This is a genomic window from Mycobacterium sp. (assembly GCF_049802695.1).
Taxonomy (GTDB): domain Bacteria; phylum Actinomycetota; class Actinomycetes; order Mycobacteriales; family Mycobacteriaceae; genus Mycobacterium.
Genome location: NZ_JBARMY010000194.1, coordinates 1 through 13657 on the forward strand (window position 1 = coordinate 1; position 13657 = coordinate 13657).

Here is a 13657-nt window from a genome sequence, read left to right on the forward strand (position 1 = left end):
CTGGTACCAGGCGCAAGGCTGGCTGGTCGGCGCGAATTACGTCACCTCCAACGCGATCAACCAACTCGAGATGTTCCAGCCCGGCACGTACGATCCGCGGCGCATCGATACCGAATTGGCCTGGGCCCGCTTTCACGGTCTCAACAGTGTGCGCGTCTTCCTCCACGATCAGCTCTGGGCGCAGGATGCACGAGGATTCCAAGGCCGTTTGGCGCAGTTCGTCGGCATCGCCGCGCGCCATCGCGTCAAACCGCTGTTCGTCTTGCTGGACTCGTGCTGGGACCCGTTTCCCAAGTCGGGCCCACAGCGCGCCCCGAAGCCCGGAGTGCACAACTCCGGTTGGGTACAAAGCCCCGGGGCTGAACGCCTGGATGACCGCAGCTACGTCGCTACCCTGCAGGCCTATGTCACCGGGGTGCTGACCCAATTCCGCAACGATGACCGCGTCCTGGGCTGGGACTTGTGGAACGAGCCGGACAATCCGGCAAAGGTATACCGCTCAGTCGAGAGAAGCGACAAGCAGCAACTCGTCGCGGATTTGCTTCCTCAGGTGTTCCGTTGGGCGCGTTCGGTCGAAACGCGCCAACCATTGACCAGTGGAGTCTGGGACGGCGCATGGGGCGATCCGGCGAGCCGCAGCACCATCGCCGGTATCCAACTGGAAAACTCCGATGTCGTCACGTTCCACTCTTACGCGAAGCCGGCGACGTTCGAGAGCCGAATCCAGGAGCTTGCGCCGCTTGGGCGGCCGATGCTGTGCACCGAGTACATGGCCCGGACGATGGGCAGCACCGTCGAAGGCGTCCTGCCAGTCGCAAAGCGGCACAATGTCGGAGCGATCAACTGGGGGTTCGTGGCCGGAAAAACCCAGACCTACTTCCCGTGGGATTCCTGGGATCACCCGTACACCTCGATCCCGAAGGTGTGGTTCCATGACCTGGTCCGCCCTGATGGCAAACCATTTCAGGACAGTGAGATTCAAACGATTCGCGAGCTCAGCACCGGCCCGGCCTCTTAGTCCCCGGCCGTGCTCCTCATGATGGCCAACGGGCCCATCGGCAGCAATTCGACCAGCACACCATCGGGGTCGACCACGGTTGCCGCTGATGCACCGCCCTCAACTGTCATCACTCGCGGATCGCCGCCGAGCCCGAGCCGCTGAAGTCGCGATAACGTCGCTTCGACATCCACCTGGAAGGACAGCAGGAAGATCCCGCGCGCCGGTAAGCCTGCTTGCCGACGGCCGCCACTGACGCTTTCCACCCCGAGGTCGAGTAGTTCCACGATGCCGCTGTCGCAGCGCGCGGAACTGCCCAAAAACACTGTCCGCACCTCATGAGTGCTTACGCCCAGCAGCGGTTCGAGGTCGGCGCGCAGGACCGTGTCGACCAAGACGGTCAATCCCAAGCCATCCCGGTAAAACCGGAGCGATTCAGCCATCTTCCCGACGCACACGCCGGCATGGTGCAAGGGGCCGCTCACGGGAAAGCCATCGACGTCGTTGACATCCGGTGCATCTTTTTGTGCAGGATGGTCCTCTCTGGCTGACCGAACGCACCGGTGCTTCGCACTCATTGCTTGCCTGAGTGTGACATCATGGCGGTTGTATGTAAAGGACGGTGATGTTCAGTGCCCGCAGATGCCGCGGGGTCGTCGCGACGGCGGATACTCGACGCCACCTGCGTCGTGCTCTCGCGGCATGGTCACCGCAACCTGCAGCTATCCGATGTAGCGGCAGAGGCTAAGGTGTCTCGTCCGACCTTGTATCGGCATTTCGGATCGAAGGAGGGGCTGCTCGAAGCGTTCAGCCGCTATGAGCAGGACAAATTCGACGCCGGCATCGCCGAAGCGATGACCGGTCTGTGGGGTGTTGACCGGTTGGATGCTGCACTGCAGTTTGTCGTGAATTTTCAGAGTGTTCACTCGTCGAAGTCGATGGTAGACAACGAACCTCAGCATGTGCTTGCCCAGATGCGACGGGTGCTTCCTATCATGAGAGACCGGATCTGCCGTGAGATTTCCGGTTCGGACCCCGGCATCGTCGCCTCTGCGATCGTCCGGATCGCTGTCTGCCACTACCTGGTGCCGGACGGCACGCCTGAGGAGTTCCTTGCCGAGTTGCGCCTGGCCGCGGGTCTTGACCCCAGGCGTCGTGGCGTCGCTCGAAGCGCGGCAAGCTAGCTGTCAAGCCAGCGCCTTCGGGCGGACTGCGATTCGGGCGATCTTGACCCGGCGTCAATCAGGTCGGCATTCGTCCTTTACGTTCGGACGGCAATGTGTAACAGTTGACCCATGGCTGCCTGTACCCTACGCGCGCAGGCCGGGTCATGACCGAGGCGGGCAGGACGCAGTCGAACCGTAGACCGGTGGTCGGCGTCATCGGCGCCGGTCCGGGTGGAATAGCAATGGGCATCCAATTGGCCCAGCAGGGCTGCAATTTCGTCATTCTTGAACGCAGCGACGGATTCGGAGGGACGTGGCGCAAGAACACCTACCCAGGCGCCGCGTGTGACGTGCCATCGCACTTCTACTCGTTCTCGTTTGCCCTCAATCCGTACTGGAGCAAGACATTCGCCGATCAGCCGGAGATCCTTGCCTACTTGGAGAAGGTGGCGCACGACCACCGTCTTGATGAACACCTGAGGGCGAACACGACCGTAACGACGCTGCGGTGGTCAGACATCGACGCCCGATGGACGGTAGAGACGTCGCAGGGCAACCGTTTCCAGGTTGACGTGATCGTCAGCGCCGTCGGCATGCTCGACGTCCCCAACATTCCCGACATACCCGGCCGGCAACTTTTCCGTGGACGAGTTTTTCACTCGTCGAGTTGGGACCACTCGAAATCAACGGCCGGCGAACGGGTTGCGTCGATCGGCACAGGCGCCAGCGCCATACAGTACGTTCCCGCGATCGCCGCTGAGACCCAACACCTGACGGTGTTTCAGCGCACCCCCATCTGGGTGGCGCCCCGAGTCGACGAGCCGTTCACTGAAGATCAGCAGCAGTTGTTCGCGAGCGATCCGGCGGAGGTTTGTAAGCTTCGGGACTCGGCTTTCGAACAGTACGAAATGGCGGACTTCGACACCACATCAGACATGACCAAGCTGCTCACCGAGGTGTCGTACAACTATCTGATGAAGAAGGTGCGAGACCCCACCCTGCGAGCCAAGCTGTTGCCCGACTACCCCGTCGGGTGCAAGCGTCCGCTGCAGTCGCGCACATGGTTTCCCACGTTCGCCTTGCCTCACGTCACTTTGGAAACCGCACCGATTGTGGCGTTCACCGAGCATGGTCTGCGCACCGCTGACGGTGTCGAGCATCCAGTGGATACCGTGGTCTTCGGTACCGGGTTCAAGGCTGCTGATTATCTGAGCACGCTTGACGTCTATGGCACCGCCGGCCGTCGCCTCCACGATGACTGGCGCGACGGCGCCGAGGCGTATCTGGGCACCGTGGTGCCGGGCTACCCAAACTTTTTCACCCTGTACGGGCCGAACACCAACGGCGTCACGTCGATGATCTACATCATCGAAGCCCAGGCGACGTTCGTTGGCCGGATGCTCGAGGAAATGCGCCGGCGAGGCATACACGCCCTGGACGTCAGACGAGACGTGCACGATGCATTCAACGCCGAGATTCAGGAGGCCATGCTCGAATCGGTGTGGCTGGCGAACTGCAACAACTATTTTCGCCACCCAAGCGGCAAGGTCGTCACCCAGTTTCCCTATAGCGGAAGTACTTTCGCGGAGCGGCTTGCCGAGGTTGACTTAGACGTGTTCAGCGGCGGCAGAGTCGGCAGCGCATGATCGGGATTCACCACACTGCAATCGTGACCAGCGATGTGCAGCGAGCGCTGAACTTCTGGCGGGACGGTTTGGGCCTTTCAGTAATCTTCGATTACGTCTTCCAAGGGGATTGGCCCACCTTGTTCGACGCGGAATCAGACGACCTGCGTTCCGTGTTTCTCGGTGATCCTCAAGCGCCCGACGCTGGCATTGTCGAGCTGGTGGTCTTCGACGGCGCGGGCGCTGCACCTCGCCAAGTTGCCGGCCCGGCTGCGGGATTCTTTCTGGTTTCGCTGAACCGCGACGTCGATCCGACGCTCACCCGCCTGGCCGGTCTGGGCTTCACTGACGGCGTACGGCGCATCGTTGTGCCCGCACCGAAAGGCAAGCAGGTGGAAATGGCCGTGGTCACCGCACCGGATGGCGTTCGAGTCGAACTGATCGGCCCGGCGCAATGAGCGCAGTGGTCACCGGCGGTGTTTCCGGTATCGGCGAGGCCGTCGTCAAACGATTGCGAACAGCCGGCCACGACGTGATCGTCTGGGACATCAGTGGCGGCGAGATCAATTGCGATGTCAGCGATTCCGAGTCCGTTGCAGCCGCTCTGGAAGAGACGTTATCGGTCAGCGGGGTGCCGGATCGTCTCATTGCCTGCGCCGGGATCGGCTTGTCGGGGCTGCTGGCGGAGCAGGATCCGGCTGATTGGCGACGGGTCATCGACGTGAATCTGACGGGTACGTGGCTGACGATGCGCGCGGTGGCTCGCGTCATGATTGAACAACGGACGGGCGGTTCCATCGTCGCCGTGTCGAGCATCAGCGGCACCCTCGCCGACCGTGACATGGGTGCCTATTGTGTCTCCAAAGCTGGGATCGACATGCTTGTCCGAGTGGCTGCCGGTGAATGGGGACAGCACGGCATTCGAGTGAACGCGGTGGGACCTGGCGTCACCCGCACCCCGATGTTGGGCAGACCTGAGCAACTGCCGGGTTGGGTTGACGGTTTGTGCGAGCGGACCGCGCTCGGACGGCTCGGCGAAGCCGACGACATCGCCCAGGCAATCGTTGCAATACTTGAAATACCTTGGGTCACCGGGCAAACCGTCTTCGCCGATGGCGGACTCGCGCTGCAGAGCCCAATCGACGCCTACGGACAGATTCAGCGGCTTTCGAAACGGAAGCCCGATTTGAGCTGAGGCGGTGCCTAGCCGGCTTTTCGCTCGGCTTCATCGGCTTGGCCCGCAGCCGCCAGCGCCCCTTGGCCCTGGCCGTCGGGTCTGTTCAAAGCTTGCCTGGCGTAGATCATCTGGCTGGTGATGGCCATCTGACCGCGGCCCCGGCCCAGGAAGGACACCAGCCAGGCGAGCACGGCGGTGATCCGGTTCTTGTGACCAACCAGGTAGTACAGATGCAGCACCAGCCACGCCAGCCACGCGATGAAACCGCCGAACTCCAGCTTGCCCACCTGCGCCACCGCGCTGTAGCGGGAAACCGTCGCCATGCTGCCCTTGTCGAAGTAGTGGAAAGGTTCGCGGTCGGCCGGGTTGTCGCGTCCCTTCAGTGAGCGCTTGATGCACTTCGTCGCGTACTTGGCGCCCTGGATTGCGCCCTGCGCCATCCCGGGCACGCCGGGCATTGACACCAGGTCACCGGCGATGAAGACGTAAGGGTGGCCCTTGACGGTGAGGTCGGGTTCCACCACCACCCGTCCGGTGCGGTCGACTCCGGTTCCGTCAGACTGCTCGGCGATCAGCTTGCCCAGCGGGCCGGCCTGGACCCCCGCCGCCCACACCTTGCACGCGCAATCGATGCGACGCTGCGTGCCGTCGTTGTCTTTGACGGCGATGCCCTGGTAGTCGACGGCAGTCACCATCGCGTTCAGCTGGATTTCGACGCCCATCTTCTCCAGCCGGCGCTTCGCCTTGCGACCCAGTTTCTCGCCCATCGACGGCAACACCGCCGGTCCGGCGTCCAGCAGCACCACTCGGCAATCGCGTGGCTGAATGGTGCGAAACGCCCCGGTCAGGGTCCGCTCAGCAAGTTCGGCGATCTGCCCGGCCAGTTCGACGCCCGTCGGCCCCGCCCCGACCACCACGAAGGTCAGCCGGCGGTCTCGCTCGGCGGTGTCCGTGGTGACCTCGGCCGCCTCGAATGCCCCGAGGATGCGGCCGCGCACTTCGAGCGCGTCGTCGATCGTCTTCATGCCCGGCGCGTAGGTGGCGAACTCGTCGTTACCGAAGTAGGACTGCTGAGCACCCGTGGTGACGACGAGACTGTCGAACGGCGTCACGGTTTCCATGTTGAGCAGCTTCGAGGTGACCGTCTTCGTCCTCAGGTCGATGTCGTTGACGTCGCCCAGCAACACCCGAATATTTTTCTGTTTGCGCAGGATCAGCCGGGTGGTCGGGGCGATCTCACCTTCGGACAGGATCCCGGTTGCCACCTGGTAAAGCAGCGGCTGGAACAGGTGAGTGGTTGTCTTCGATATAAGGGTGACGTCCACGTTGGCGCGCTTGAGGGCCTTGGCCGCGGTCAGCCCGCCGAACCCCGACCCGATGATGACGACATGGTGGCGCTGTTCGGCGTCCGTGGCCTCGCTCATGGTCCTCCTGTACCCGGCAACGTCAGCGCTAATCCTGGTCGCTCAGTCGTTGTGCTCGACGACGCCGGTGGCATGCTGCGCGCGATCCTCATAAGCGCGGCGCGCCTCGGCGTCCACGTTGAGGAATACGGTGTCGTTGCCCGTCTTCTTGTTCAGCCAGCGCCGCGAACGGGCCGAGAGCAGCATGGCGAGGATGCCGAAAGTGCGTCCCCAACCGGGCACCGTCACTTGCGTTTTCGGCTTGTCGAGCACTTTGATGACAGCGGCGGCGACGTCGGCAGGCTGCACCGGCTTCTGGGCGGCGCTGGGCGTCGTGCCGGCGATCAGCTCGGTGTTGGCGAACGTCGGCAGCACTGCGGTGACGGTGACGCCGTGCGGCGCGTACTCGTCGGCCAGCGCGGTCGACAAGCCAACCACAGCGAATTTGGTGCCGGCATAGACGACCTGTCCGGGCACCGCCACTAGGCCGGCCAGCGAGGCGATGTTGACGATGTGGCCGCTGCGGCGTTTCACCATTTCCGGCAACACCAGTTGGCAGCCGGTGAGCACGCCGTAGAAGTTGACCTCGATCGCTGAGCGGATGGCCTGGTGTGACTGCTCGAGGAAAGGCCCGATCGGCATGACGCCGGCGTTGTTGATGAGTACGTCGATGTGCCCGCCGCCGTCGGCGCGGGCTTTGTCGAGGAACGCCGCGAACGATTCCCGGTCGGTCACGTCGAGCGGATGACCGGAGACCGGGCCCAGGCTGCTCATGCCGCTGACCGTCTGCTCCAGCACGTCGACGTCGCGGTCACCGATGACCACCCGCGCGCCGCGGGCCAGCAGCGCCTTGGCGGTGGCCTGCCCTATGCCGCGCGCAGCACCCGTGATCACCACGGTCTTGCCCCTGACTTTGTCCACGCCGTGAACTTTAGACTGGCCGGGTGCGTGTCGCCCTCTGCTCTGACGAGCCGTATCCGGTGCATGACACCGTGCGGCAGTGGCTGGAGGACCGCGGTCACGAGGTGGTGCCGTTCGGCGCCGTGGCCACCGGCGTAGAGGTCCCGTGGGCGTCAACGGCCGAAAGCGCCGCGGAAGCGGTGGCGAGCGGTGACTGCGAGCAGGGCGTGTTCTTCTGCTGGACCGGTACGGGAATCAGCATTGCGGCCAACAAGGTTGCGGGCGTGCGGGCTGCTCTGTGCTCCGATCCCGGCCAGGCGGCAGGCGCCCGGGTCTGGAACCACGGCAACGTGTTGTGCCTGTCCAATCGCACCCTGGCCGGTGATCTGGCCAAGGAGATCCTGGCGGCCTGGTTCGACACTGAAGTCGGCGACCAAGGAGCCTCGGGTGTAGCCGACCTCGCCTCCGTGGAGGCGCGGCACCTCCGGTAGCGGCGGTCGATGGCTGGTCTCCACTGCGCCACGATGGAGTCGTTGGTCGCACAACAAGATCGTCACGGTCGTCGACTTCTGGATTCAGAAACTGGAGCCGGAGGCGGTGCGGGTAGCGCGTGACACTGAGAAGGGCCGCCATATCGGTGTGGCGCCCCTGCAGGCCGGGATGGCCGAGATCTGCGCGACGTGCGCGCCGTCGACGCGCTAGCTTTTGACTGGCGCATCGATGAGCTAGCGACCACGGTGTGCAAGGCCGACCCGCGCACGAAGGCACAGCGCCGTGCTGATGCGCTCGCGTCGCTGTCGGCAGGCGCCGCTGCCATGCGGTTCGCGTGCGGTTCACCGGATTGCCCCGCGGCCAACGCGGAAGCCGGCATCGGCGAGGTCGTCATCCATGTGCTGGCTGACGCCGCCACCGTCGACGGCACGTCCGCGGATCCGGGTTACGTGCCTGGGTTCGGCGGTCTTTCTGCGCAGGCGGTCCGGCAGCTGGCTCCGCGGCGAAAGTGCGTCCCGTCGCTCAATCCCAAGACTGCCGGTCGGAGCCGGGCTACCGGCCTTCGGCCGCCTTGGCTGACTTCGTTCGATGCCGCGATCTGACCTGCCGCTTACCGGGATGCGATCGGCCTGCCGAGCGGGCCGACATCGATCACACGGTGCCATGGCCACTAGCTTCGACACCCCCGTCCAACCTCAAGCTGCTGTGCCGTCGACACACAAGCAGTTACGTTCGAACTTGCCGGACGTGGCTACGTCGACAACGTATAGCTGGATGCCCCGCGGCAGGATTACCCGCCGCACCGCCCCACGCGACGTCTGAACCGGTGCGCCTGACCAGAAGACACGCAGCGGATCAGGAGGCGGTGGATTCCATTTTGCGTGCGCGCTTGAGCGTGAGTCTTGCAGCCCGCATCGAAAGGGCCGGCGAGAAACGTTCCAGGTACCACCATGCCTTCCACCAGGCCGGCACCACAATGATTGCGTCTCCCCGGAGCACGGCGCGAAGGGCGCGCTCGGCGAACTTTTCGGGTGCCATCGGCCGGAACGGCTCCCAGAATTTGACTAGTTGCTCGTCGCTGACGCCGTTGTACCGCCCGTACACGCCGCCGGTCATAATCGGGGTCCGGATCACCCCCGGACAGAGCACCGACACTTGCACGCCGTGGCGCTCGGCCTCCAGCCGCAGCGCCTTCGACAGCGCGACGACGGCGTGTTTGGTGGCGGTGTAGTTCGCCGCCCCCGGAGTGGCGACGAGACCAGCCATGGACGCTGTGTTCACGATGTGGCCAGAGCGCTGCTTGATCATGATCGGGTAGACAGCCTGGATGCCGTGCACCACGCCGCGCAGATTCACGTCGAATACGTCGTTCCAGTCATCGAGCGTGTATGAGTCGACCTCACCGCCGACCCCAATGCCGGCATTGTTGAACAGGTAGTCGATTCGTCCGGATTGCTGCAGCGCCTCGGCGACGGCACGCTCGAACGACGGGTAGCTGCGCACATCAAGCTCGATCGCGTGCGCCTTTGCCCTACCACTATTGAGGCGTTGGGCCAGCTCCTGTGCCGGGCCGATCTGACGATCGGCGATCCAGACCTCGGTGCCCTCATCGACCAACTTCGTGGACAACGCGGCGCCGATGCCGGACGCCCCGCCGGTAACGAATGCGACCTTGCCCGACACCCTTGATGTCATTGCGGAAGAATAATCGCTCACCTTCGCAAGTAGAAGACATCCTGGCAGCAAGGTCGTCGAGGAGGGTGTAGGCAGTCGCGGCGGGTGAACGTTCTTCAGAAATTCGGTGCCATCACCTGCTCAAAACCTTGTACTGCGGACCTAACGGCTGGCGCGATCGACAGCAACCGGACGGCACCAGTTTATGGACCACTCCGACGGGCCATACTTACACCACCAAACCCGTTGGCGCCTGTTCTTTCCGCTGTTCGGGTGAGCCGACGGGGAATTGAGGCTGCTGGCGTGGACGCCGACGGCAGATGCGCGGCGGGGCATCATGATGCCGGCTCGCGAGCGTACAAGAGCTGCCGATCGCGCCGCCCGGAACAAGTCCGAGCGCGCCATCAACGAAGCACGCATCGCCGTTGAAACAGAGGCTAACGACTCGCCGCCTGTAACGACCCGCACGCCCATGTAGGTCGACCAGCTTTGGATTGCGAGTTTGACCCCTGTCAGTTCAGATCTTCGTCCGAAAAGCCGCACGAGTAACGCCGGTGAGATCGTCATCGATCATCAGCGTGGGGACAACTCGTCGGCGGCACTCACCTCAGCAGGTGCAGGTAGCCTCCGCGACGGTCATGCGGGATGAGCGAGTTCAGCACATATCGTGTCTGCAGCCGGATGTATTCGTTCAACGAGTAGATCGGCCCGAAATGCCATTGTTTGAGCGCCCATCCGTGCGCGAGCAGCATGATGTCGAACACCACCAGGTCGACGTCGGCGTCGGCGAACACCCCGTCGTCGATGCCGGCTTCGATCGCTGAACGTAGCGGCGCCGCGGTCGCGATCTCGAGGTCCTTGATCTGTGCGCGCCCCGGCGCGTCGAGGGTGCGGCTCTCCCGATAGGTCAACACCACCGCGTCGAGGTTCTCGTCGACAATCTCGATGTAGCGCCTGATTCCGGCGGCCAGCTGTTCGACGATGTCGTCGCCGGCGTCTTGCATGACGGGGGTCAGTTGGTCGCGAAAGGCGTCTTGGATACGCAGGATGGTGGCCAGTAGCAGGTCTTCTTTACCGCCGAAGTACTTGTAGATCAATCCCACACTGACATTGGCCTCCGCGGCCAGGTTCTGCATGGACATCTGGTGAAAACCGTTGCGGCTCATCACTGTGACAGCGGCATCGAGGACCTGGCGTCGCCGCGAACTGATCCGGGCCGCCCGAACCGCTTCTTCGACGGGCAGATCGCCGTAATCGACCGCCATCAGATGCCCAGATCTTTGGCGATGATCGTCTTCATGATCTCGGTTGTTCCGCCGTAGATCGTCTGGATACGGGCGTCGACGAACGCACGTGACACCGGGTACTCGCGCATGTAACCGTAGCCGCCGTGCAGCTGCAGGCAGCGGTCCGCGGTGCGCACCTGAAGTTCGGTGGTCCACCACTTCAACCGGGCAGCCCGCGCCGCGGTCAGTCCACCGGCCAGATGCTCGGCGATGCCGGCGTCCAAATAGGTTCGGGCAACTTCGACTTCAGTCGCCAGCTCTGCCAGGACGAATTGGGTGTTCTGAAAACCGGCGATCGGCGAGCCGAAAGCTTGCCGACCCCGGACATAGTCCAGAGTTTCGGCCAACACTCCTTCGGCGGCGGCGACAGCAGCCACCGCCAGCGACAGCCGCTCCTGCGGAAGGTTGTGCACCAGTTGGTAGAACCCCTGGCCCTCGTCGCCGAGCAGGTTCTCGGCCGGCACCCGCATGTCGGTGAAGCTCAGCTCGCTGGTGTCCTGGGCGTGCAGACCGATTTTGTCCAAGTTGCGGCCGCGGCCGAAACCAGGTGTGTCAGCGTCCACCACGAGCAGCGACAAACCCCTATGTCGGTCGGGCGAGGTGCGCACGGCCACCACGAAAAGGTCACCGTTCTGCCCGTTGGAGATGAAGGTTTTCGCGCCGTTGACCAGATAGTGGTCGCCGTCTCGCACCGCGACGGTGCGGATGCCGGCCAGGTCGCTGCCGGTGCCCGGCTCGGTCATCGCGATGCCGATCACCGTCTCCCCGGTCACCACACCGGGCAGCCAACGCCGTTTCTGGTCGGGTGTCGTCAGATCCGTCAGATAGGGCAGCACCACATCGTTCTGCAGTGCGAACGCGATGCTTTCGGCCGCGGCACCGGCGCGGCTGAGTTCTTCGATGACGATCACGTGATAACGAAAGTCGTTCACGCCCGGACCACCGAACTGCTGGGAGACCGGAAAGCCGAGCAGCCCCAGTTTGCCTGCCTCGGTGAACAGCGACCGGTCCCAACGGCCGTCGCGTTCCCACTCCTCGTGAGCCGGCACTACGGTTCGTTGCACGAAATCGCGCACCAGCCCACGAAACTGGCGATGCTCCGCACCGTAAGTCAGCGGTGAGCCCATCGTGCTCCTGTCAGCGGAAGGCGTCCAGACCGGTGAAGGCCTGACCCAGGACGAGCTGGTGCATCTCCGGAGTGCCCTCATAGGTCAGCACCGATTCCAGGTTGACCATGTGCCGGATCACCGGGTACTCCAGCGAAATACCGTTGCCGCCCAATATCGTTCGGGCGGTCCGGCAGATGTCGATGGCTTCGCGGGTGTTGTTCAGCTTGCCGAAGCTGACCTGCTCGGGACGAAGTCCAACAGTGTCTTTAAGGCGGCCCAGATGTAACGACAACAGCTGTCCCTTGTGCAGCTCGACCGCCATGTCGACAAGCTTGGCCTGCGTCAGCTGAAAGCCCGCGATCGGACGGTCGAACTGGGTGCGCTGGGTGGCGTACTCCAGCGCAGCCTGCCAGGCCGACCGGGCTGCGCCCATCGAACCCCAAATGATGCCGTAGCGGGCTTCCGACAGGCATGACAGCGGGCCGCGGAGGCCGGTCGCGTTAGGCAGCAGTGCTTCTTCCGGCAGCCGGACGTCGTCGAGCACCAGTTCGCTGGTGATCGACGCGCGCAGCGATAATTTGTGGTGAATGGTGTTCGCGCTGAAGCCGGGCGTGTCGGTCGGGACGATGAAACCACGGACACCCTCGTCGGTGACCGCCCACACGACTGCGACGTCGGCGACTGAGCCGTTGGTGATCCACAGCTTGCGGCCATTGAGCACCCAGTCGGAACCGTCGCGTCGCGCACGCGTTTTCATCGCAGCGGGGTCGGATCCGGCGTCGGGCTCGGTCAACCCGAAGCAGCCGAGCACCTCACCGGCGGCCATCGCCGGCAGCCAGTGCTGTTTCTGTTCTTCGGAGCCGTTCTTCCAGATCGCGAACATCGCCAGCGATCCCTGCACCGATACCAGCGACCGGATCCCGGAATCGGCGGCTTCCAGTTCCAGACAAGCCAGCCCGTAGTGCACGGCCGAGGCTCCACCACAGCCATAGCCCTGCAAGTGCATGCCGAGCAGACCGAGCTTGCCGAACTGTTTAGTCAGTTCGCGGACTACCGGAAGGTCCCCCGCCTCGAACCATTCGGCGACATGCGGGGTGACGTGCTCGGCGCAGAAATCCCGCACCGTGTCGCGAACCGCGATCTCGTCGTCGGACAGCGACGCGTCCAGGCCGAGCGGGTCGTACGGGTCGAATGGCGGCGTCTTAGTGCTCATCGGTCAATCCTGCCATCGCTGGACGTTCGGCCCCCTAACCGGCCATCGTGAGGCCGCCGCTGACGCTGATCACCTGGCCGGTGATGAACGACGCGGCATCGGAGGCGAAAAACAGCACCGGCGCGGCGACCTCTTCGGGCCGTGCCAGCCGGCGAAACGGAATCGCCTTGACCAGCGCTTCTTTCAGCTTATCCGGCTGAGCCGCGAACAACGGGGTGTCAGTTGGGCCGGGGCACACGCAATTGACGGTGATCGCGTACCGTGCCATCTCCCGGGCCAGCGACTTGCTCAGCGCGATGACGCCGCCTTTGGCGCCGGCATAAATCGTCTCGCCCGCACTGCCGACTCGCCCGGCGTCACTGGCCAGGTTGACGACGCGTCCACCGCCGCCGGCGTCGATGATCCCGGGCAGGAATGCGCTGCAAACATGCACCGGGCCCAGGTAATTGATCGCCACCACCTTTTCGGCGAATTCCGTCGTGGCGTTGAGGAACTGGTCGGTTCGGTCCCATCCGGCTGCGTTCACCACCACGTTGGGCATGCCGACCTCGGCGTGCGCACGGTCGCGCAGCGCGTCCACTTGCGCGCGGTCGGCGACGTCGACCGGCAGGGCGG

At 63.9% G+C, this 13657-nt stretch carries 14 protein-coding genes and 1 pseudogene; 7 read left to right on the plus strand and 8 right to left on the minus strand.

The window, feature by feature from the left end; all coding sequences use genetic code 11:
• Positions 1-1018: 1,4-beta-xylanase (locus tag WA317_RS07855; protein WP_425172498.1), on the plus strand; the 1018-nt coding region annotated here is incomplete at its 5' end.
• On the opposite strand, the gene WA317_RS07860 is transcribed toward WA317_RS07855, so the two are convergent.
• Positions 1015-1575, minus strand: coding sequence for a VOC family protein (locus WA317_RS07860; RefSeq protein WP_425172499.1), 561 nt, complete (start codon positions 1573-1575; stop codon positions 1015-1017). The two genes, WA317_RS07855 and WA317_RS07860, sit on opposite strands and share 4 nt — an antisense overlap.
• A gap of 54 nt (positions 1576-1629) precedes the next feature.
• Here WA317_RS07860 and WA317_RS07865 point away from each other — a divergent pair, with 54 nt between their 5' ends.
• From WA317_RS07865 to WA317_RS07880, 4 genes are all read left to right on the plus strand, one after another.
• On the plus strand, positions 1630-2181 hold the full coding sequence (locus WA317_RS07865) for a TetR/AcrR family transcriptional regulator (protein ID WP_425172500.1): 552 nt from the start codon (positions 1630-1632) through the stop codon (positions 2179-2181).
• Positions 2182-2366: 185 nt separating this feature from the next.
• Positions 2367-3809 carry a flavin-containing monooxygenase gene (locus WA317_RS07870; protein WP_425172501.1) on the plus strand — a complete coding sequence of 481 codons (1443 nt, stop codon included), beginning with the start codon at positions 2367-2369 and terminating at the stop codon, positions 3807-3809.
• Complete coding sequence (locus tag WA317_RS07875; RefSeq protein WP_425172502.1) at positions 3806-4246, plus strand: VOC family protein; 441 nt, start codon at positions 3806-3808, stop codon at positions 4244-4246. Before WA317_RS07870 ends, WA317_RS07875 begins: the two co-directional genes overlap by 4 nt.
• Positions 4243-4983, plus strand: a complete 741-nt coding sequence (locus WA317_RS07880) for an SDR family NAD(P)-dependent oxidoreductase (protein WP_425172503.1) — start codon at positions 4243-4245, stop codon at positions 4981-4983. Before WA317_RS07875 ends, WA317_RS07880 begins: the two co-directional genes overlap by 4 nt.
• 8 nt (positions 4984-4991) lie before the next feature.
• Here WA317_RS07880 and WA317_RS07885 read toward each other — a convergent pair whose 3' ends face one another.
• The gene (locus WA317_RS07885; protein WP_425172504.1) at positions 4992-6389 is read right to left on the minus strand and encodes an NAD(P)/FAD-dependent oxidoreductase; all 1398 of its coding nucleotides are present in this window, start codon (positions 6387-6389) and stop codon (positions 4992-4994) included.
• A 42-nt stretch (positions 6390-6431) separates the two neighbouring features.
• The gene (locus WA317_RS07890; RefSeq protein WP_425172505.1) at positions 6432-7289 is read right to left on the minus strand and encodes an SDR family oxidoreductase; all 858 of its coding nucleotides are present in this window, start codon (positions 7287-7289) and stop codon (positions 6432-6434) included.
• A gap of 23 nt (positions 7290-7312) precedes the next feature.
• Here WA317_RS07890 and WA317_RS07895 point away from each other — a divergent pair, with 23 nt between their 5' ends.
• Entirely contained in the window at positions 7313-7759 is a 447-nt protein-coding gene (locus tag WA317_RS07895; protein WP_425172506.1) for an RpiB/LacA/LacB family sugar-phosphate isomerase, read from the plus strand.
• A gap of 58 nt (positions 7760-7817) precedes the next feature.
• Positions 7818-8362, plus strand: a pseudogene (locus WA317_RS07900) (DUF222 domain-containing protein).
• Positions 8363-8615: 253 nt separating this feature from the next.
• On the opposite strand, the gene WA317_RS07905 reads toward WA317_RS07900, so the two are convergent.
• The 5 genes from WA317_RS07905 to WA317_RS07925 form a co-directional block, all read right to left on the minus strand.
• Entirely contained in the window at positions 8616-9455 is an 840-nt protein-coding gene (locus WA317_RS07905; RefSeq protein WP_425172507.1) for an SDR family NAD(P)-dependent oxidoreductase, read from the minus strand.
• A 581-nt stretch (positions 9456-10036) separates the two neighbouring features.
• A complete protein-coding gene (locus tag WA317_RS07910; protein WP_425172508.1) occupies positions 10037-10699 on the minus strand; it encodes a TetR/AcrR family transcriptional regulator in 663 nt (220 codons plus the stop codon).
• Positions 10699-11847 carry an acyl-CoA dehydrogenase family protein gene (locus tag WA317_RS07915; protein WP_425172509.1) on the minus strand — a complete coding sequence of 383 codons (1149 nt, stop codon included), beginning with the start codon at positions 11845-11847 and terminating at the stop codon, positions 10699-10701. The genes WA317_RS07910 and WA317_RS07915 overlap by 1 nt, the downstream gene beginning before the upstream one ends.
• A gap of 10 nt (positions 11848-11857) precedes the next feature.
• A complete protein-coding gene (locus WA317_RS07920; RefSeq protein ID WP_425172510.1) occupies positions 11858-13042 on the minus strand; it encodes an acyl-CoA dehydrogenase family protein in 1185 nt (394 codons plus the stop codon).
• Between the two features lie 34 nt (positions 13043-13076).
• Positions 13077-13657, minus strand: a 581-nt coding sequence (locus WA317_RS07925) for an SDR family NAD(P)-dependent oxidoreductase (RefSeq protein ID WP_425172511.1), incomplete at its 5' end; no start/stop codon positions are given.

Excerpts from the sequence above, each read along its gene's own strand:
- WA317_RS07885 (WP_425172504.1), bottom strand. The coding sequence starts at position 6,389 with ATGAGCGAGGCCACGGACGCCGAACAGCGCCACCATGTCGTCATCATC.
- WA317_RS07860 (WP_425172499.1), bottom strand. The coding sequence starts at position 1,575 with ATGAGTGCGAAGCACCGGTGCGTTCGGTCAGCCAGAGAGGACCATCCT.
- WA317_RS07910 (WP_425172508.1), bottom strand. The coding sequence starts at position 10,699 with ATGGCGGTCGATTACGGCGATCTGCCCGTCGAAGAAGCGGTTCGGGCG.
- WA317_RS07920 (WP_425172510.1), bottom strand. The coding sequence starts at position 13,042 with ATGAGCACTAAGACGCCGCCATTCGACCCGTACGACCCGCTCGGCCTG.
- WA317_RS07875 (WP_425172502.1), top strand. The coding sequence starts at position 3,806 with ATGATCGGGATTCACCACACTGCAATCGTGACCAGCGATGTGCAGCGA.
- WA317_RS07915 (WP_425172509.1), bottom strand. The coding sequence starts at position 11,847 with ATGGGCTCACCGCTGACTTACGGTGCGGAGCATCGCCAGTTTCGTGGG.
- WA317_RS07905 (WP_425172507.1), bottom strand. The coding sequence starts at position 9,455 with ATGACATCAAGGGTGTCGGGCAAGGTCGCATTCGTTACCGGCGGGGCG.
- WA317_RS07880 (WP_425172503.1), top strand. The coding sequence starts at position 4,243 with ATGAGCGCAGTGGTCACCGGCGGTGTTTCCGGTATCGGCGAGGCCGTC.